At 54.7% G+C, this 19,059-nt stretch carries 12 protein-coding genes; 8 read left to right on the forward strand and 4 right to left on the reverse strand.

From position 1 onward, the window contains the following. The 5 genes from VK738_17815 to polA form a co-directional block, all read left to right on the forward strand. Nucleotides 1-786: DUF4162 domain-containing protein (locus VK738_17815; protein ID HTD24520.1), on the forward strand; the 786-nt coding region annotated here is incomplete at its 5' end. Then, on the forward strand, nucleotides 779-2,035 hold the full coding sequence (locus tag VK738_17820) for an ABC transporter permease (GenBank protein HTD24521.1): 1,257 nt from the start codon (nucleotides 779-781) through the stop codon (nucleotides 2,033-2,035). The genes VK738_17815 and VK738_17820, both read left to right, overlap by 8 nt. A 78-nt stretch (nucleotides 2,036-2,113) precedes the next feature. Next, on the forward strand, nucleotides 2,114-2,815 hold the full coding sequence (locus tag VK738_17825; protein HTD24522.1) for a lysophospholipid acyltransferase family protein: 702 nt from the start codon (nucleotides 2,114-2,116) through the stop codon (nucleotides 2,813-2,815). Between the two features lie 60 nt (nucleotides 2,816-2,875). Further along, complete coding sequence (queA, locus tag VK738_17830) at nucleotides 2,876-3,976, forward strand: tRNA preQ1(34) S-adenosylmethionine ribosyltransferase-isomerase QueA (GenBank protein ID HTD24523.1); 1,101 nt, start codon at nucleotides 2,876-2,878, stop codon at nucleotides 3,974-3,976. 153 nt (nucleotides 3,977-4,129) lie between these two features. After that, nucleotides 4,130-6,892, forward strand: coding sequence for a DNA polymerase I (gene polA, locus VK738_17835; protein HTD24524.1), 2,763 nt, complete (start codon nucleotides 4,130-4,132; stop codon nucleotides 6,890-6,892). Between the two features lie 41 nt (nucleotides 6,893-6,933). Here the strand turns inward: polA and VK738_17840 are convergent, their stop codons facing one another. The 4 genes from VK738_17840 to VK738_17855 all read right to left on the reverse strand — a co-directional run bounded on the left by VK738_17840 (nucleotide 6,934) and on the right by VK738_17855 (nucleotide 10,387). Then, nucleotides 6,934-7,173: a hypothetical protein gene (locus tag VK738_17840; GenBank protein ID HTD24525.1), complete on the reverse strand. Its 240-nt coding sequence runs from the start codon at nucleotides 7,171-7,173 to the stop codon at nucleotides 6,934-6,936. A 56-nt stretch (nucleotides 7,174-7,229) separates the two neighbouring features. Beyond that, a complete protein-coding gene (gene glmM, locus VK738_17845; GenBank protein HTD24526.1) occupies nucleotides 7,230-8,615 on the reverse strand; it encodes a phosphoglucosamine mutase in 1,386 nt (461 codons plus the stop codon). A 124-nt stretch (nucleotides 8,616-8,739) separates the two neighbouring features. Continuing rightward, nucleotides 8,740-10,107 (reverse strand): exodeoxyribonuclease VII large subunit, encoded by a 1,368-nt coding sequence (gene xseA / locus VK738_17850; protein ID HTD24527.1) that lies wholly within the window; start codon nucleotides 10,105-10,107, stop codon nucleotides 8,740-8,742. A 55-nt stretch (nucleotides 10,108-10,162) separates the two neighbouring features. Next, on the reverse strand, nucleotides 10,163-10,387 hold the full coding sequence (locus tag VK738_17855; protein ID HTD24528.1) for a DUF2905 domain-containing protein: 225 nt from the start codon (nucleotides 10,385-10,387) through the stop codon (nucleotides 10,163-10,165). A 302-nt stretch (nucleotides 10,388-10,689) separates the two neighbouring features. On the opposite strand from VK738_17855, the gene VK738_17860 reads away from it, so the two are divergent. The 3 genes from VK738_17860 (at nucleotide 10,690) to VK738_17870 (ending at nucleotide 19,044) form a co-directional block, all read left to right on the forward strand. Beyond that, nucleotides 10,690-16,899, forward strand: coding sequence for an RHS repeat-associated core domain-containing protein (locus VK738_17860; GenBank protein HTD24529.1), 6,210 nt, complete (start codon nucleotides 10,690-10,692; stop codon nucleotides 16,897-16,899). A gap of 796 nt (nucleotides 16,900-17,695) precedes the next feature. Then, complete coding sequence (locus VK738_17865; protein ID HTD24530.1) at nucleotides 17,696-18,490, forward strand: RHS repeat-associated core domain-containing protein; 795 nt, start codon at nucleotides 17,696-17,698, stop codon at nucleotides 18,488-18,490. Between the two features lie 173 nt (nucleotides 18,491-18,663). Beyond that, nucleotides 18,664-19,044, forward strand: a complete 381-nt coding sequence (locus VK738_17870) for a hypothetical protein (protein ID HTD24531.1) — start codon at nucleotides 18,664-18,666, stop codon at nucleotides 19,042-19,044. The last annotated feature ends 15 nt before the right edge of the window (nucleotides 19,045-19,059 follow it).

Consider the following 19,059-nt stretch of genomic DNA (forward strand, 5'->3'; position numbering starts at 1 on the left):
GCGGGCAAGACCAGCACCATCCGCATGATGATCGGCATCACCCTGCCGGATTCGGGCGAGGTGCGGTTGTTCGGCGAATTGTTTTGCCGCAAGCACCTGCAGCGCGTGGGCTATTTGCCGGAAGAGCGTGGCTTATATAAGAAGATGAAGGTGCTCGAGCATCTTGTCCTGCTGGGAAGGTTGCATGGGCTCAGTGCTGCTGAGTCTTCCCGGCGTGCGCATCACTGGTGTGAGCGTCTGGAGATCGCGGAAAAATTACAGAAGAAAGTGGAAGAGCTTTCCAAGGGCATGCAGCAGAAGATCCAGTTTATTGCCGCGCTGCTGCACGATCCTGATTTCATCATCATGGATGAGCCCTTCGGCGGCCTCGATCCCGTGAACACGGTGTTGTTGAAAGACGTCTTGCTGGAGATGAAGCACGCCGGCAAAACCATTTTGTTTTCCACGCACCAGATGGAACAAGTGGAGCGATTGTGCGATGCCATCACCCTGATTAATGGCGGCAAGGCCGTGCTGCAAGGCGATCTCAAGAAGATCAAATCAAGCTACGGCCGCAACAACGTGCAGATTCAGTATGAAGGCAATGGCGACTTCCTGCAGCACTCTGCGCTGGTAGAGGCCTATAACAATTTCGGGAATTATGTGGAGGTCCGCCTCGCGCCCGGCGCCGATGCCCAGGAGTTGCTGCGCTCTGTGGCGGCGCATTCCCGGGTGAGCCGATTTGAATTAGTCGAGCCTTCGCTGGAAGAGATCTTTATTGACGTGGTGGGAAAGAGCAATGCCTGAAACCCTGCGCAATATCGCACTCATTGTTCGCCGTGAGTACCTGCAACGTCTCCGCACCAAGGCCTTCTGGGTCATGACGTTTCTCATTCCTGCGATGATGGCCGGGTTCACGCTGCTGCCCACCAAGTTGATGACCATGAAGGTCGGCGGCATGAAGCGGATCACGGTTGTCTCCGACGATCCACAGTTGGTCGAGGGATTCAAGGAGCAGTTCACGCGGAAGGGTAGCGGTAACAGCGAGCAATATTTAATAGAGACCGATTCCAGTGCGACCGATGCCGAACAGCAGTGGTTAAAAAAAGAAGTTGAAAGCAAGAAACTTGACGGCTTCCTATGGCTTACAAAAGATGCGGTGGCTGGCGCCAAAGTTAATTTCTACACTCAATCGGTGGCTGATTTTGAAGTCCAGGAGCGCCTGAGTCGGGCGCTGTTCCGCACCGTCGTACGCCAGCGCATTCTCGACAGCGGCGTAAGCCACGTTGACCTGGATAGCGTGCTGAAGCAGGTGCAAGTGGATGCAGTTCCGGTCGAGGCGGGCAAATCCACGGGCATCGTGCTGTTTTTAACCACCCTGCTGCTGGTTATGGTCCTTTATATGACGGTCATCGTGCACGGGGTTGCGGTGATGCGCTCGGTGCTGGAAGAAAAAACCTCGCGTGTGATGGAAGTGATGCTGGCCACGGTCACACCCAAAGAGCTGATGGCCGGCAAGATGATCGGCGTGGGGGCGGTGGGGTTGACCCAAATCGCAGTCTGGGCGATTGCCGCCGCTGTCTTCGGCGGTATCGGCATGGTTGCATTCAATCTTGCGGAGGGAAGTGTACATCTTTCACCGGTCAAGGGCATTTACTTCACTATTTTCTACGTGCTCGGGTTCATGCTATACAGCTCAATCTCGGCCGCCGTCGGGGCCATGGTGAACTCTGAAGAAGAGGCGCAGCAGCTCAGCTTTGTGGTGGTGATGCCCATCGTCATGGCTGTCATGTTCATGATGTTCATCTTTCGGGCGCCCAGCGCGCCGCTTTCGGTGGTTCTTTCGCTGGTGCCATTTTTTGCTCCCATCCTCATGTTTCTGCGGATCATGGTCGAGCAGCCGCCTTTCTGGCAGATTGCGCTTTGCCTTGCCTTGATGATCGCCACAATCTACGTGACCCTGAGCATATGCGCGCGCATTTATCGGGTCGGTATTCTCATGTACGGCAAGCGGCCGACGCTGTCCGAGATCATAAAATGGGTGAAATACGCTTGAAGATGGCGGCGTGTGTGTGATGACCAAAAACTGTCAGCGCGCAGCCACGCCTGATAATCTTGGTTGAGAACATCTAACGTGGCCACCCAATCCACAGCCGTTGCCGGCGAGAGCAGCGACCGAAAATTCACACTACGCCAGCGCTTCTTGCTCTGGCTGATCAGTTGGTGCGGATATCTGGCAATCCGTCTGATCTGTCCCACGCTGCGCTACCACGTTTCTTTTGAGGAAGGCGCAATTTCACAGGAAGGCGTTTTCCCCGGGATTTATGTCTTCTGGCACCGCTGCGTTTTTCCCGCCGGCTACCGTTATCGCAATCGAGATATTACTGTTATGACCAGCCGCAGCTTCGATGGCGAATATATTGCGCGCATCATTGAGAAGCTGGGCTTTCGCGCGGTGCGCGGCTCCAGCACTCGCGGAGGCGCAGCCGGTCTGCTGGCCATGCACTCGGAACTCCGGGCAGGGCGCGGCGTGGCCTTTACGATTGATGGCCCGCGCGGCCCGCGCTATGTAGCCAAACCCGGTCCGGTACTTCTGGCGCGTAACACCCAACTGCCCCTGACTGCTTTTTATCTGGCAGTGGAACGTGCATGGGTGCTGAAGACATGGGATGCATTCGTGCTTCCCAAACCTTTTTCCCGGGTAGAAGTGCGAATAAGCAAGATCATCCAGGTGCCGCCTGATGCTTCTCTCGATGAATATCAGGCCGTAATGCAATCCACACTGGAACGCATCACGGAGTACGCGGAAAATCAGGTCGCCGGCGGAAAGAAATGATACCCGCCATCGAATTGGCGCTCTTCAATCAAGTCATTCTGAGAACTAAGAACTAGCAAAATGCTTGTCTCTGACTTCAACTATCATTTGCCGGAAGAGCTCATCGCGCAGCAGCCCCTGGCTGACCGGGCGGCCTCGCGCATGTTACATCTGCAGCGCACGTCCGGTGAGTGGCACGACCGCAGCTTTCGTAAACTCCCCGACTTGCTACGTCCCACGGATTTGCTGGTCTTCAACAACACCAGGGTTTTCCCCGCGCGGCTCTACGGACATCGCGCCGGAGTGCACGCGCAACCGGTAAGCCCGCGCAATCCGGCGTCGAAAGAATTTCTGCAAGGAAAAGTCGAAGTACTGCTCACCCGGCAGATTTCGCCGGATTCGCTCTGGGAGTGGCAGGCGCTGGTCAGGCCAGGAAGAAAAATTGGCGTAGGCGAGAAGATCAGCTTCGGCGAATCGCTTGAAGCCGAAGTAATTGCCCGTGGCGAGTTCGGCGAAAGGACTCTGCGGTTTGCAGCAGTGCCGAATTTTTTTGAGTTGCTGGAAAAAATCGGCCACATACCGCTACCGCCTTACATCTCCCGCACCGATGATGCGGCAGACCGCGAGCGCTACCAGACGGTCTATGCCCGCGAGCGGGGCTCGGTCGCCGCTCCGACCGCTGGATTGCACTTCACACCTGAGATAGTTGCGCACCTGCACGCCCGTGGCATTGAAACCGCCGAGATCACATTGCATGTAGGCTTGGGAACATTTCAGCCTATCCATGCTGAGCGTGTAGAAGACCATACGATGCACCGCGAAAGATTTGTCATCTCGTCCGACGCTTCACAAAAAATTAATGCCGCGCTTGCCGCCGGAAGACGCATTGTGGCCGTAGGCACCACAACCGTACGGACATTGGAATATTGCGCCTCTCAAGTTTCATCGGATCAGCCACTGCGCATTGAACATCGTTCTGGAGAAGCGGAATTGTTCATCTATCCCGGATTCCAGTTTCGCGTGGTAGGAGCGTTGTTGACTAACTTCCATCTGCCGCAATCCACGCTGCTCATGCTGGTGAGCGCATTCGCAACCCGTGAGCTTACGCTGGCAGCCTATGAGCATGCTGTGAAGCAACATTACCGCTTCTTTTCTTATGGTGACTGCATGCTGATTGAATAAATTGAGTCATTGAGTCATCAGGTGATTGTGTCATTGTCTCTCACGACGCGCCCAGCCTAGTTGCCCTAATGTTTCGAGGGTTAAACAATGACCCAATGGTTCGATGGCCCAATCACCCAATCCCCTCGCTCCTGTTAGACTTTTATCTTGCCTGTGACTCCCTCAGCCCCATCGATCGCAACTAAGCCCAAGCCCCGCGTCTTTCTGATTGACGCCATGTCGTTCATCTTCCGCGCCTATCATGCCATGTCGCGGCAGCGGCCCATGTCCACCAAGACCGGCGTTCCCACGGCGGCGGTCTATGTCTTCGTTAATATGCTGCGTAAATTACGCGCTGATTTTACGCCGGAGTATCTTGCCGCTGTCTTCGATGTAGCCGCCCCGACGTTTCGCGATGAAAAGGGGGATGCGGTGGCCTCCATCAGCAAATTCGACATCAAAACCCAGACCTTTAAAGAAGAAGCCTATGGAGGTTACAAGGCCAACCGTGCCGCGATGCCACCTGACTTGGCGCAGCAGGTGCCGTATATTCGCCGTGCACTCGAAGCCTATCGTATTCCCATTCTGGAGCAGTCGGGTTTCGAGGCGGATGATGTCATCGGAACCTTGGCGCGAAAGGCCGCTGCGGAGAGCCATCCGGTTTTTGTCGTTTCCAGTGACAAAGACATGTTGCAGCTCGTCAATGAAAAGGTCAGCGTACTCAATCCGCCCAAAGACAATCTGATCTGCGATGCGGCCAAGGTGGAGGAAATTCTAGGTGTGCGTCCTGACCAGGTAGTTGATGTTATGGCCCTGCGCGGCGACGCGATTGATAACATCCCGGGAGCGCCCGGAATCGGCGACAAAGGTTCGGTAGATATTATCCGCCGCTTTGGAACCCTGGAAAACGCTCTCGACCACGCTGCCGAAGTTGAGAAAAAGACTTATCGTGAGTCGCTGCTGAATCATCGCGAACAGATTCTCTATAGCAAAGATCAGGTGACCATTGACGGCAACGTGCCCATCGAGCTGAATCTTGAAGCCATGGCCGCGCGCGAGCCCGATGCCGAAGCCTGCCGCAAACTGTTTACCGAATTAGAATTTACAACCTTGCTGGCAGAAGTGGCAGCGCCCACGGCAGATTGGGGCGTTACACATTACGAGAAAACCGATTCTGCCGATCAAGTGGAAAAACTCCTGAAGAAATCGAAAAAAGGGACTCTGCTCGGGGTTGCACTGCAAGAACCCGAAGCGGAAGATACCGAAGAAGAAAAAGAAGACGAGCCGAGTGAGCCGGAAGAAAACGGACAACTTTTATTTGGTCCTCCGTCAACGGCCTCAGATGCGATTACGCCTCCCTCGATGATTGCGATCTCCGTGCAACCCGGCGAGGCGCTGGCCATCAAGCTCGACTCTAATCCAGCAATGAAGGTGCTTTCTGCTGTACTGAAAGATTCCGCTATTCCCAAGGCGATCCATGATTCCAAGGCTGCCATGCGCTTGCTGATGTCTTCGGGAAGCGAGTTGGCGGGTGTGAGTGATGATCCCCAGCTTTACTCTTATCTGCTGAATCCTACGTCTTCTTCTCACGGCCTGGCTGAGATAAGTCTGCGTCGATTCAGCCACAAACTCTCAGCAGACATTGCTGAAGCCGCCGATGTGACCGCGCGCCTGGCCTCTGATCTGCGCCGTGAGGTTGAACACGCTGGGTTGATGAAGGTTTACCAGGAGATGGACCTGCCGCTTGTGCCGGTGCTGGCGCGCATGGAAGAAGCTGGCGTCAAGATTGATAGTGGTGTGCTGGGGCAAATGTCATCGCGTCTGGAGCGGGAGTGCGATGCCAAGGCAAAACAAATCCATGAGTTGGCGGGCGTCGAGTTCAACATCAATTCGCCGAAGAAACTCGCAGACATTTTATTCAACAGACTCAACTTGCCCAAACCGGTCAAGTACGGCAAAGGGAAAACCGTCTCCACGGCGGTAGACGTGCTGGAAGAACTCGCTCTCACACATGAGATGCCGAAGTTGGTGCTGGAATATCGGCAGCTCTCAAAGCTGAAGTCCACGTACGTGGATGCGCTTCCGGTGCTGCTGCATCCCGCCACGGGCCGTTTACACACAACTTTCAATCAAACCGGCACAGCAACCGGCAGACTTTCTTCCACCAATCCGAACCTACAGAATATTCCCATTCGCACCGAGTTGGGGCGCGAGATCCGCGCCGCGTTTATCGCTGAAGAAGGCAACCTGCTTTTAGCGGCGGATTACTCGCAGATCGAATTGCGCCTGCTGGCGCATTTTTCTGAAGACGATTTGCTGGTTGAGGCATTTCGCCGGGGCGATGACATCCACGCGCTTACAGCGTCACAAGTGTTCGGCGTGCCTCCTATGCTGATTGATGCCGAGCACCGGCGCCGCGCCAAGGCAGTGAACTTCGGCATTGTCTACGGACTTTCGCCCTTCGGCCTGGCGCAGCAGCTTGGCATTGAGCAGCGCGACGCAAAAAGATTTATTGATGCTTATTTTGAAAAATATAAAGGCGTGCGTAAGTTCATTGATGCCACGTTAGAGCAGGCCCGCCGCGACCAGTCTGTAAAAACGCTGTTTGGCCGGGTGCGGCCTATTCCCGATATCCTCAGCAAGAATCCCAATATGCGCGGCTTCGCCGAGCGCACCGCTGTGAATACGCCCTTGCAGGGGACCGCCGCTGACCTGATCAAGATTGCCATGATCCGCATTGACGGCGAGCTCTGGAAGCGCAAATTGAAATCTAGAATGACATTGCAGGTCCATGACGAGCTTGTCTTCGAAGTTCCTGAAACGGAAGTGGAAATTATGCGGAGCATGGTGAAAGAGCTGATGGAAGGCGTCCATCATTTGCACGTGCCACTGCTGGTCGAAGTGGGCGTAGGCAGGAATTGGCGGGACATGAAATAAAGTATCAGGTAAAAAAACATTTGTCCCGTTCCCAATGTGGACTATCTCGGCGGATCTGAAGAACGCTCTTCCATAACCTCCCGCAGAAGCCGATCATGACGGATTCGTTCGATTCGTCTTGCGCGCAGAGGCCCTTTGAGGAAAGCCCGATAAAAAACCCAGAGAGGCCAGGCAAAACTCAACGCGAGCAGCGCCAGCAGCACCAATTGCAGAAGCATCATGGTGTCAAAGATTGTGGCCTTCATGATGAATTCCGGCGCTATCAGCAGGCAGATGGCCATGAAGATAAAAAATATTTCTCGCAACTTCGGCTTTGGCCATTTGAAATGAGCGGGCATCACACCCCCAGGGTGGTCTGCAGCGCGGTTGCAATTGCTTCGGTCCACTCTTTCGTCTTCTCTTCCGATTCGGCTTCCACCATCACACGCGCCAGGGACTCGGTGCCGGAGTAGCGCACCACCACGCGGCCGTTGCCTTTCAGATCGCTTTCCGCCCGTGCGATGGTTTGGGCAACGTTCGGAATTTCGGAAAAAGGCTTTTTCTCGCGCACACGTACGTTCTTGATGATCTGGGGAAAAACTTTGAGGTCGGCGACCAATTCAGCCAGCGATTTGCCGCTCTCGCTGATGATCTCAAGCACGCGCAAGGCGGTCAACAATCCATCGCCGGTGGTGGCGTCACCATCGCGGAAGATGATATGGCCTGATTGTTCTCCGCCGAGCGTAGCGCCGCTCTTGAGCATCTCTTCCAGTACATATTTGTCGCCCACCGGTGCGCGCAACATCTGGATACCTGAGCGTTGCAGAGCGATCTCCAGTCCCATATTCGACATGGTAGTAGCGACAACCACATTGCCAACGAGCTTGCCTTGGGATTGCATATGACGCGCTACCAGCAGAAGCACGGCATCGCCGTTGACTACGTTGCCATGATCATCGGCAAACAGGGCGCGGTCGGCGTCACCATCAAAGGTAACTCCCAGCTCAGCGCGTTGCAGGGCGACCTCGCGCGCCACCAGTTCAGGATGCAAAGCGCCACAGTTTTCGTTGATGTTGCGGCCATCGGGCGAGTGATGAATGAATATTGCATCGCACCCGACCGCCTGAAAAACCTCGGCCGCAATTTCGCTGGCAGCGCCGTTGGCACAGTCGAAGACCACCTTCATGCGCTTCATCTTCTCATGCATTTTCTGGTTCATTCGGCGAAGGTTGACTTGTTGCTTCAACCAATCCACGTAGGACTTATGCAATGCTGCAACGCTTTCCAGGTGAGGGGTAGCCTGTGTAGCGGAACTTGGTTTTTCAACCAGCGCAAAGATTTCGCGCTCGATCTCAAGCTCGGCGTTATCTGTAAGTTTGTAGCCATCGTGTCCGAAGATTTTGATGCCGTTATCGGTCCAGGGATTATGCGAAGCTGAAATCACAATACCCGCGTCGAAATCCTGCGTGCGGGCCAAAAAAGCCACTCCCGGAGTCGTAATCACGCCGGCATTTTTCACAACGACTCCAAGGTGGCCAAGTCCTGCGGCAACGCATTCGGCGATCCAATAGCTCGATTCGCGCGTGTCTTCGCCGATAACCACCTGCGCCTGTTTATTCTTTTGCAGAAGAAAATGGCCCAGGGCCTCGCCGATAATGGTCGTGGTTTCACGATCGAGAGGGAAGTGCTCCGCAACTCCGCGGATGCCGTCAGTGCCAAAAAGTTTTCGCTTATCAGTGCTCATGTTCAAGAGGAATGAAGAAACTCATTGTAATAGATAGAGGCATCTGGGCTGTGACGTGATTCGAGTGTGTCCAAACTGTATCGGTTTAATGCGAGCAAACACGCTTCTGCGACTGTCGGCGTCATCATTTCTTCACCACCGCCCCAAAGGTTCCTTTGGCAACGCGCGCCGTGATTTCGTCCCCTGATTTTACTTGCGCCGGGTCTTTGACCAGTTTGCCCGAAACATCAAACACCAATGCATAGCCACGTTCAAGAATTTTCACGGGGGAGAGAGACTCCAGATGGGCCGACGCTTCCCCCAGCCGTGCAGCGCGGCGCAAAAGCAGGTTTTGCATGGCGGCGCGCAGCGTTCCGCCACGCGCATCAATTTCACGGCGCATGCCGCTGAGCACGCGGCGCAAATCAAAGTGCCGTAGGCGTGTAGCTGCAACTTCCAGGCGGCGGCGTTTCCGCAACGAATTGGATTCATACGCCCGGCCCAGGCGGTAGATAAGATCATCGAGCCGCTGCTGCCGTCGAGTGATGGCGTCCCGGATGGTTGCCATCGCCCCGTGCTGCGCCAAATCATTCAGAGCCTGTCGAGCCAGCATGAACTGATAGCGTACTGCCCGGCTTAGCCTCTGCCGCAGGCTGGCGATAGAGTCTTCCAGTTCGTTGCGCGATTGGATAACCAGTTCGGCCGCGGCCGACGGAGTAGGCGCGCGCAGATCGGCAACAAAGTCGGCAATCGTGAAATCGGTTTCATGGCCGATGGCGGAGATGACCGGCAACCGCGAATCGGCAATCGCGCGCGCCAGGGCTTCGTCGTTAAATGCAGCCAGGTCTTCCATCGAGCCGCCGCCGCGCGCGAGGATGATTACATCTATATCTTTGGCGCGGTTGAAATATTTGATTCCAGCACCGACTTCTACTGCTGCGGCCTCCCCTTGCACCTGTGCGGGATAGATGATCACGTTCACGCCCGCATGACGCCGTCGCAGAATATTCAGGATGTCCTGGATCGCCGCTCCGCGCGGCGAGGTCACAATGCCGATCCGCTTGGGCAACGCAGGGATTTGCTTTTTGCGTTCTTGATCGAACAGACCCTCAGCCTGCAGCTTGGCTTTGAGTTGTTCAAAGGCGACTTGCAGCGCTCCGGCACCTTTGGGTTCCAGATATTCAGCAGAGAGTTGCAGCTCGCCGCGGGCTTCGTAGATGGTGACACGTCCGCGGGCGAGGACCTGCAGGCCGTTTTCCGGACGAAAGCGCAGCAACCTCGCCTGCGTTCGGAACATGACCACGCGCAACTGGGCGTCATCATCTTTTAATGTGAAATAAAGATGGCCCGACTCCGCCGGACGGAAGTTAGAAATCTCGCCTTCTACCCAGATGTCTCCGTACTCGCGCTCCACCTGAGTGCGCACGCTCGACATTATCGTGCGTGGAGTCCAGACGCGCCTTGTCGCCGCCGGCGACTGGAAGGTGAAACCAAGCTGTCCTGCCTCTGCCATTGGAACTAAGTTTATATGTTTTGCGAGGCGATGACGTAAAGACGATGTGCGCTGATCATTTTTTCCAGCGGCCAATGATCAACAGCAGCAACGAAAGCAGGATGCTGAGCAAGATCGAGGTCCCCAGAGGAAAATAGACGACTACATTTTTCCCGTGGTAGGTGATGTCACCGGGCAGCCGGCCCAGGGGGAGATGGAAACGTCCGGCCAGGATCAAGATCAGGCCGATGATTGCGAGAAAGGCCCCCGCGAGCAACAGCAGTTTTCCCAGCTCCGACACAATATCTATATTTTATAGTCTTAACCCTCGGCTGTGCTTATAGGTCGCCAGGCTTCTATTTTGCAATTACTTAGATAAGAAAACTCTTTTACGTTAAAGAGCCGGTGCCCCTGCGCATTTTTTTTCTGATCCGTGAAACATTTTCCAGTTTCCTCTCATTAGAGTGTGAGACGAAAAAAAGCAAATTTACGGAAACAAAAATCTTTCATTTGTCTTTGAGTATTGGGCACGTCTCTGCTTTCCCGGGCTTATTCGGCCGGGTGGATGGCGTTGAATTTTGTTCCATTGGCTAAGGAGATGATATGAAAAAGGCTGGCATATCGGTTGGAACGATCATAGGCGCATTCTTATTGGCTTTGGTTGTACTTCCCTTGGGTTGGGGACAGTTTCCGGATATCCCCGATAAAGGCTTTCGGCCGTTTGGCTCCTACCAACTATCCGACATTGACTCGGTGAACCTGGCCACCGGCAACCTGGTGTTGCATATTCCTATTGTCTCGTATCCGCAGCGGGGAAATGTGCCTTCGTTGTCGTTATCTGTGCGTTACAACAATCCGCGCTGGGCGGTAAGGTTCCAGTACGGCGGCGTGCAGCAATATACCGGAGCGGATATTTGGTGGGCCAGGTGGGGCGATGACGGCGCGGGGACTGAGATCGTGCGCGACAATGCTTATTCCATGGCGGACTATCAATACAACATATACGTTATCGATCCTTTTGTTGGAGCGGCTGTGCTCCACGCCGTGGATAGCATGGGCGCTCACCATGTGCTGGAGAACACCGCCGGCGACCCCAACGTGGGCTTCGGCAGCGCCATGGAATCCATCGACGGCACCGGCCTCAGGGCGGAAGGTACTAACTCTCTCAGCCCGACCATCATCGACGGAAACGGCGTCCGGCATATGATTCCCAGCATCCACTATGTGGATCATCCTTTTCCTCCCGACAACGCGGGCAATGAAGATCAATGGGCCTACCAGATTGCGACCGATAACAGTTTCGGGGAGAGCACGGAGGATGCGAACGGAAACAAAATCACAGCCCTTCCGGGGCAGGGGTGGACGGATACGATGGGCCGGTTTATTCCTGCGCCCAACCAATCGAGAACAGGCTGCGAGACTTTAAATTTTCCTGGACCCAATGGCGGGGCGTCCCCAATTACATTTTGCTACGGCGGAGTCACCGTTCGATCCAGTTTTGGGTTAACCAATGTAGCTGACGACAATTTCCATAACTTTGGCTATGCGCTCTTGCAACTCATCTCAAGCATAACGCTTGCCAACGGCACAAGCTGGCAATTTCACTACAACAATTTTGGCTTTCTCACCTCCATCACCCTGCCCAGCGGCGGCACCATTTCATATACCTGGAACGTTTCTTCGCAGTGTGCCGCGTGGCTTCAGATGATGCGAAATCGTGGGGGCGGCAATGAGTGGTCAGGCGATTCGGAGGTTTGCGATTTTACAATCACCAACCGCACCTTTGATGCCCACGACGGCAGCGCGCCCCAAACCTGGACGTATTCTCCCGGACCGAACAACATCGGTTTCCAAACGGTAACAGTTACTGATCCCAAAGGCGACGACAGCGTTCATACCTTCGCCTGGGCATTTGACAATGCACCTTATGAGATCAAGACGCAGTACTACAACGGCCCGCAGAGCAACAACCAACTGGTAAAGACCATAGACACAGAGTATCCGGCCGGCTATCTCCCCCAACCCAACCAACCCTATCAACCGCCGGGGTGCGGCTCATACGATGGGATGGCCGATAACCTTGGGCGTGGGCCGGTGATCAACCCCATTTCAAAGACGACAACCTGGGCAGCCAACAATCAGGTGAGCAAGACTACCTTCACTTATGATTCGGGCGCTACAGTACTGGTGACAACGAATGGTTATAACCAGACTAATACCTGCCCCCTGACCTATGGCAAGGTAATCCAGGAGTCGGAATACGACTACGGCTCAGGCGCACCCGGCCCACTGCTGCGCACCACCAACACGCAATACCAGGCCTTCCATGACAGCAACTACCTGGCGAAGAACCTGCTCAATCTGCCGTATTCGGTGCAGATAACCGATGGCAGTGGCAACCAGGTGGCCTACAGCTATAACGAATATGACCAGACCGGCCTGCAACCATCAGGGGTTAGCACGCAATTTGACACGAATCCGCCGGGCGCGCCCTATCGTGGCAACCTGACCACGGCGCATCGCTGGCTGAACACCACAGGCACATATCTCAATACAACCAGTTCTTATTACGACACCGGCATGCCCTACCAGGCAACCGACGCCAAAAACAATACCACCACGCTTTCCTATGACCTGGCCTTTGCCGGGGCCTACGTCACGAAGATGCAGATGCCCACCACCGCCAGCAACGGGGTTCAGCACATCATTCAGGCGTCCTATGACTTCAACACTGGCCTGAAGACGAGTTCCACCGACCAAAACCAACAGACTACCAACTACACTTACGACACGATGGGGCGTGTGAAGAGTGTCACTGGGCCGCCAGATCCGAATAACGGCGGGCAGAGCAGTCAGACGATCTACAACTATTACGACCTTCCTGCTGTCTCTTTGCCGGAAGTTGAAGTGCAGCAGAACATTGATGGGCGCCAAACTGATTCCTTGACTTTGTTCGACGGAGCGGGCCGAGCCACTCGCACGGCGACGAAGAACGATGAAGACCCTAACAATCCTTATGAGCAGGTAGATACCTGCTTTGACGGAATGGGACAGAAGTACTTCACAAGCTATCCCTACCGCTCCACAGGATTTAATGCGACCAAGGCTTGCAGCAATTCGCAGCGACCAGGCGATACATTTACCTTGGATGCCGTTGGCCGTGTGACCCAGATCACCAATGCCGATGGCAGCGTGATGAGCACCGACTATTCGCAGTTCCCAACAGTAACCGTCGCCGATCAGGCCGGAAACCAGCAACGTAACCGGACAAACGCGTTAGGCCACCTTCTCGAGGTGGATGAGCCGGGAGGCTCACCTGCTTCTGCAGCCAGTGGTTCGTTGACCATCAACGGAACGCTCCAGAGCTTTGCCGCGGGCCCGCAGCAGGCGACCAGTGGCCACGTAGAGCTGACTTTTAGTGGCCAGCTACAGTCAAAGTCAAGTTGTTCACCCTCTGGACAGCCTTGTAGCGACAGCGGTTCCATCAGCATTACCGTGGCCGGGGTCACCAAGAGCGTTAACTACCCCTATCCTGGTTATACGGGGACTGATTCGGGTGGAAGCATCCAGGCACTGGCGAACGCATTTCATACTGATACGACATCACCAGTAGACGCGATTTACTATGGCGCCGACGAGTCTGGCAATATCGTCATGGATTTGATTGCCAGGGCAAAGGGCGCGGCAACGAATTACCCACTCTCCACCTCCGTCGCCTCCAATGATTCGAGGGATTTCCCCTCGCCTTCATTTCAGGTGAGCGTAGGTTCGCACTTGATCGGCGGTCAGGATGCTACTGGTCCCGCCACCAGCGGGCACGCAAGTTTGAGTTTTAGTGGCGCCCTGCTCTCCAAGGCAAGCTGTTCCTCTTCTGGTGGACAACCTTGTGCCGACAGCGGTTCGATCGGCACGACTGTGACGACATCGGCCGGCCGTTTCAGCAAGAGCGTGCCCTACAGCTCCTCAACCGGCAACAATTCCAGCCAGGCGGTACAGGCATTGGCGAATGCATTTCATCTGGATGCCAATTCTCCGGTAGATGCGTTCTTCACCAGCGATGAATCAGGCAACTACATCATGAACCTTACCGCCCGGGCAACAGGCGCGGCCACGAACTACCAGCTCTCCACTTCCATTGTGTCCAATGATCCAACGGACTTTCTTTCGCCTTCATTCCAGGTCAGTGCCCCTTCGTTATTGGCTGGCGGTAAGGATGCTACCAACAGTGGCACGGTTTTTGATTCTGGAGTGGTTTATGCGACCGTCCGCGGCGGCTTTACCGTGAGCGCTCCTTTCGGGCAAGGCAGCAACAGCACGGCGGCAATGGTAGCAACGGCGCTGGCGAACGGCTTGAATGCCACCGATTCGCCGGTTACCGCTACAGCTTCGGGCTCCACCATTGCGCTGAACTATAAGACCCCTGGGGCAGCCGGCAACACTTTCGTGGGTGTTATGTCCAGCTCCTATGATCCGAGCAATCCGTCTTTCACAAGCCTCGGCGTAATACTGAGCGGCGGGGTAGATCTGCAACTGCCCTCGCTCTCCACCCCGGCGGTTACCCTGTACTCCTATGACACACTGGATAACCTTGTCGGCGTGCAACAGCAAGGCAACAGCCCTGATTCCTCGCAGTGGCGCCAGCGCAGCTACCTGTACGATTCGCTCAGCCGGCTGCGGACAGCTATAAGTCCGGAATCGGGAACCATCAATTATGGGTACGACGCCAACGGGAACGTAATTTCAAAAGTCTCATCTGCACCCAACCAGACCAGTGCGGGCAGCATTACGTACAGCTACGCGTACGACGAGCTAAACCGGCTGCTCGCACGCTCTTCTACTGGCCAGCCGGCTGAGACCTATACGTATGACGTAAGTACGGTAATGGCCACGAGTGTACACAACCCCATCGGGCGGCCGGTAATGGCCACTTCGAGCACATCGGCCGGCACTGTGACCACGATTTACAGCTACGATGTGATGGGACGCACAGAGTTCGAGACCGAGTATCCCAATCGCAGCAACGGCTCGCTATTCAGGAGGTTCAGCTATGCCTACAACCTGGATGGCTCGCTGAAGTCCATTACCTACCCCAGTGGGCGGGTAATCAGCTATGCCTACAACATTACGCGGCGGCCCTTCTCTGTGGTGGATAACAATGGCACCAGCTTTGCCGCCAACGCACACTACACTCCTTGGGGTGCGCTAAGCAGTGTAGTAAACGGCAGCATGACCACTACCAACAGCTACAACCTGCGCATGCAGCCGGTATTTCTCTCCGCCTCCTCCCCCAGCCAGACGATATTGAACCTGGGCTATGACTTTAATTCGTGCAATGGCAACGGCGGCAACAATGGTAATGTGTGCCAGTCGAATAACAACAAAATTGGCCAAAGCGCCCGCTCGCAGAGCTTCCAGTATGACGCCCTGAACCGGCTGCTCGCAGCGATTTCGACCAATTGGAGCCAGAACTACGCCTATGACAACTGGGCGAACCTGCTGCAGAAGAACGTTGCCGGTGGGGATACGCCTCTGAATGTAAAAGTGAACAGCAAAAACCAGGTGACCAACTGGTGCTATGACGCGGCGGGAAACGTGGTGGGCCCCAATCCCTGTTCATCCTATGCCAATGGTGTTTTCGCCGCCATTTACGATGGCGAGAACCGCATGACGCAGGCTACGGTGGGTAACGTCACAACTTCTTATGACTACGACGCCGACGGACGGCGGGTAAAGAAATCTGGCGGTGTAAATACACTCTACTGGTACGGGTCAGACGGGAAGGTGCTGGAAGAGACCGACCTCAGCGGCACTCTGCAGAATGAGTACATTTTCTTCGGTGGCAAACGCGTTGCCCGCTACAGCGTGGCAAACGGGTATTCATACTTCTTCTCCGACCATCTGGGCTCAGCGAGTGTAGTGACAGATGCCTTGGGGAATACGAAAGAAGAATCGGACTATTATCCCTATGGAGGCGAACGCGTCGTCACTGATTTGGGCATCGGCAATAACTACAAGTTCACCGGCAAGGAACGGGATCCGGAAACTGGACTTGATTACTTTGGAGCGCGCTACTATGGATCGGCGATTGGCAGGTTCACAACCACCGACCCCATGGCGGCAAGTGCTGGTATACAGAATCCACAAACCTTAAATCGCTACACCTATGCATTGAACAATCCCGTGCGGATGATAGATCCAACCGGCAAGTATTCCGTGGACGTGCACCTGTATTTGACCGACGTTCTTGCTCAAGCCGCCGGTTATAGCCGCCGTCAAGCACACCAGATCGCGGAAGCCGACGAAAATATCGACGTCAATCCAAAAACAAATCCCCTCAATCCTTTTAATTTTGGGGCGCGCCGGGACTGGCACTTCACCAGCCAGGCGAGACGGGATGAGCTATGGGGGAAATTTGAGGAGTCGAGAAATTTGACCGATTTGGGAAGCTTCTTCCACCCCGAGCAAGATTCCTATTCCCACAAAGGCTTTGGCTGGTTCTTTGGGCACCTCTTCGCCGGACATGAGCCAGACATCACAAAAAATGATCCCGAAAAAGCGGATAACATGGCAAAGGATACCCTTGACAAACTACATTCCGCCCAGTGTCAGTGCAGCAGCGAGGACAATGGTCTGTGGAACGCCATTGCCGCTGATGTTGATAAATTCAATAAGGACCAATGGGACGACAAAGATACCAAGAAACAAGAACAGAAGCTTAAGGACCTTCAGAACATCCAGGCCGACACATGGTTTTACCGAAATCGGGACAATCTGCACGACGGCCTGCCCGAAGACAAACCACCACAAAACTAGAGGATAAGAACAACCTCGAGAACGCAGAACACCGACGCCAACGTGGAAAGATGTGCTCCGGATGGAAAGGAGGGCTGGTAACTATTAGCCCTCCCCCACTCCAAAACTCGTCAAAGCCGATTAACAACGATAAGTTGCCCGGTACAGGTTTGCATCCTGATTTCGGCAGCCGATCAACGCAGATTTTCGGATGATTGTGGGGGAACCTACTCCACTTGCTAGCAAGTGTTTGGAGTGTCCCAAATCGCGTCTAACCCGCGTCATTACTGGCGAAAAGCGGACTGCAGTGGGGGACTTGCTGCTAGTAGCTGCCTAGTCTGCCGGATGAGATGAGAGCACATAATAAGAAATCCGAGCACTGCTCTTAATCCCTTGTTCCGCGTAGGTACTAACCCCCCATTACTTAGAGTAGTGGACGCCGCTCTAAATTCTTAGCAATCAATTTCTTACGACTAAGAACGGAGTAATAGACCCGGCAGTCTAAGAAACAGCTGAGGTCCCAAGGACGCCGAAAGCTCACGCTTCGATCTGCCGACAACGAATTCTCAAAGAGCTTTCTTTCTAAGGGCTCCGCGGTAAGACCGCTACGCCCTCGCCAACTGCTCGCGCTCATCCGGCGCTCGCATTTGGCTCACCCGGGCTACAAAAAAGCCCCGCATTCTTGAATGCGTAACGTAGACACACGTCTGGCACAATGATGGCCCGCAGTTTCCAGGAAATCAAGGTTTTGATACCAGGATGGTACCACTTTCAGTGAAAATCATGAGAATTCCTGATTGCACAGAAACGGCATAGCTTGACGAAGGGTCTGGTTTCGTGGGATATATTGAAAGTCAATTCGGCCGATGTAGTGACCGACGCCCGGGGGAACATCAAAGAAGAATCGGATTACTATCCCTTCGGCGGCGAGCGCGTCATCACCGACCTCGGCATTGGCAACAACTACAAGTTCACCGGCAAAGAACGCGACGCAGAAACCCAGCTCGATTACTTCGGGGCGCGGTACTACGGAAATGCGATTGGGCGCTTTATAACGCCCGATCCACTCGGTGGGCATTACGAAGACCCGCAGACTCTCAACAAGTACGCTTACGTTAGAAACAATCCAACGACTCTGACCGATCCAACGGGGCTGGACATCTGGCTCCAAGGCTGCGGCAAAGACAGCAGTACCTGCCAGAAGAATTACGTCGGCACCACTGACGACAAGGGGAACTTTACTCGCACGCACCTAACCGGCGACCAGACGGGCGACGCGACGCTAGGGACGCACGGTATCACCGTCACGCAAAACGGCAAAAAATACGAGGGGGTTTGGGATACGAACAAGGGTGAGAACGGAACAGTAACCGTTGCGGGTGAAGGCGCTCTCAAAGGGTACAACGCTGACGTGAATGGCAACTGCGGCGGAACCTGTGTAGCGAGCGGAGCAATCAAGAGCACCGATCCCAACGCCGGGAATATTACCAAGGCTCTCTTCGGCGTCTTGGACGCTAAAGGAAGCGGCTACGTGAAGAATGCGGGCACTGATGGAATGAACTTCTTCCATCCTGGCGCTACGAACTTCCGTGGACATTCCAATGGTGACTAGAAAGGGATTCCCTCGACTCATATCCCAATCGACCCGAAGAAATCGCTCCCCAATAACGAGTGGCACATTGATCGAACGTTCCCATACGACGGCGTTGGGGATTGGTTCGAACATGCGGGCTGCGCCACACATACAATTTGCAACCCGCAAAAGTAACCGGGTGAGGTGTTCGCATGAACCAAGCTATCTTCGTGCTCTTTGTAATCGGCATCTATATCGCCCTGCCTGCGGTAATGATCTGGGGATGGGTGCGATGGACGAAGCGTAGAGAACCGCGAACTGCGTTCTCGACTCTGTCCCTAATCGGGTTCACACTCGGCACGGTATCTGGGCTGCTTGCGATCTCGGCAATGCTGTATGCCCGTGCCGTTGGTGGGTTTCCGTTTTACGACGCTTCACTGATGAGAATCTATCGCTGGGGAGCACTGCTTTCCCTTGCGGCGATGGTGTTCGCAATCATCGGCCTGTGGCGACCGAGTCCACTGCGCTGGCATGCCCCTGTTTGTGCTGTGGGAACTCTTGTGTTCTGGCTTGCGGCAGCAGCGGGTGAATAGAAACATCTTTCCGGG

Source organism: Terriglobales bacterium (assembly GCA_035487355.1).
Classification (GTDB): domain Bacteria; phylum Acidobacteriota; class Terriglobia; order Terriglobales; family Acidobacteriaceae; genus QIAW01.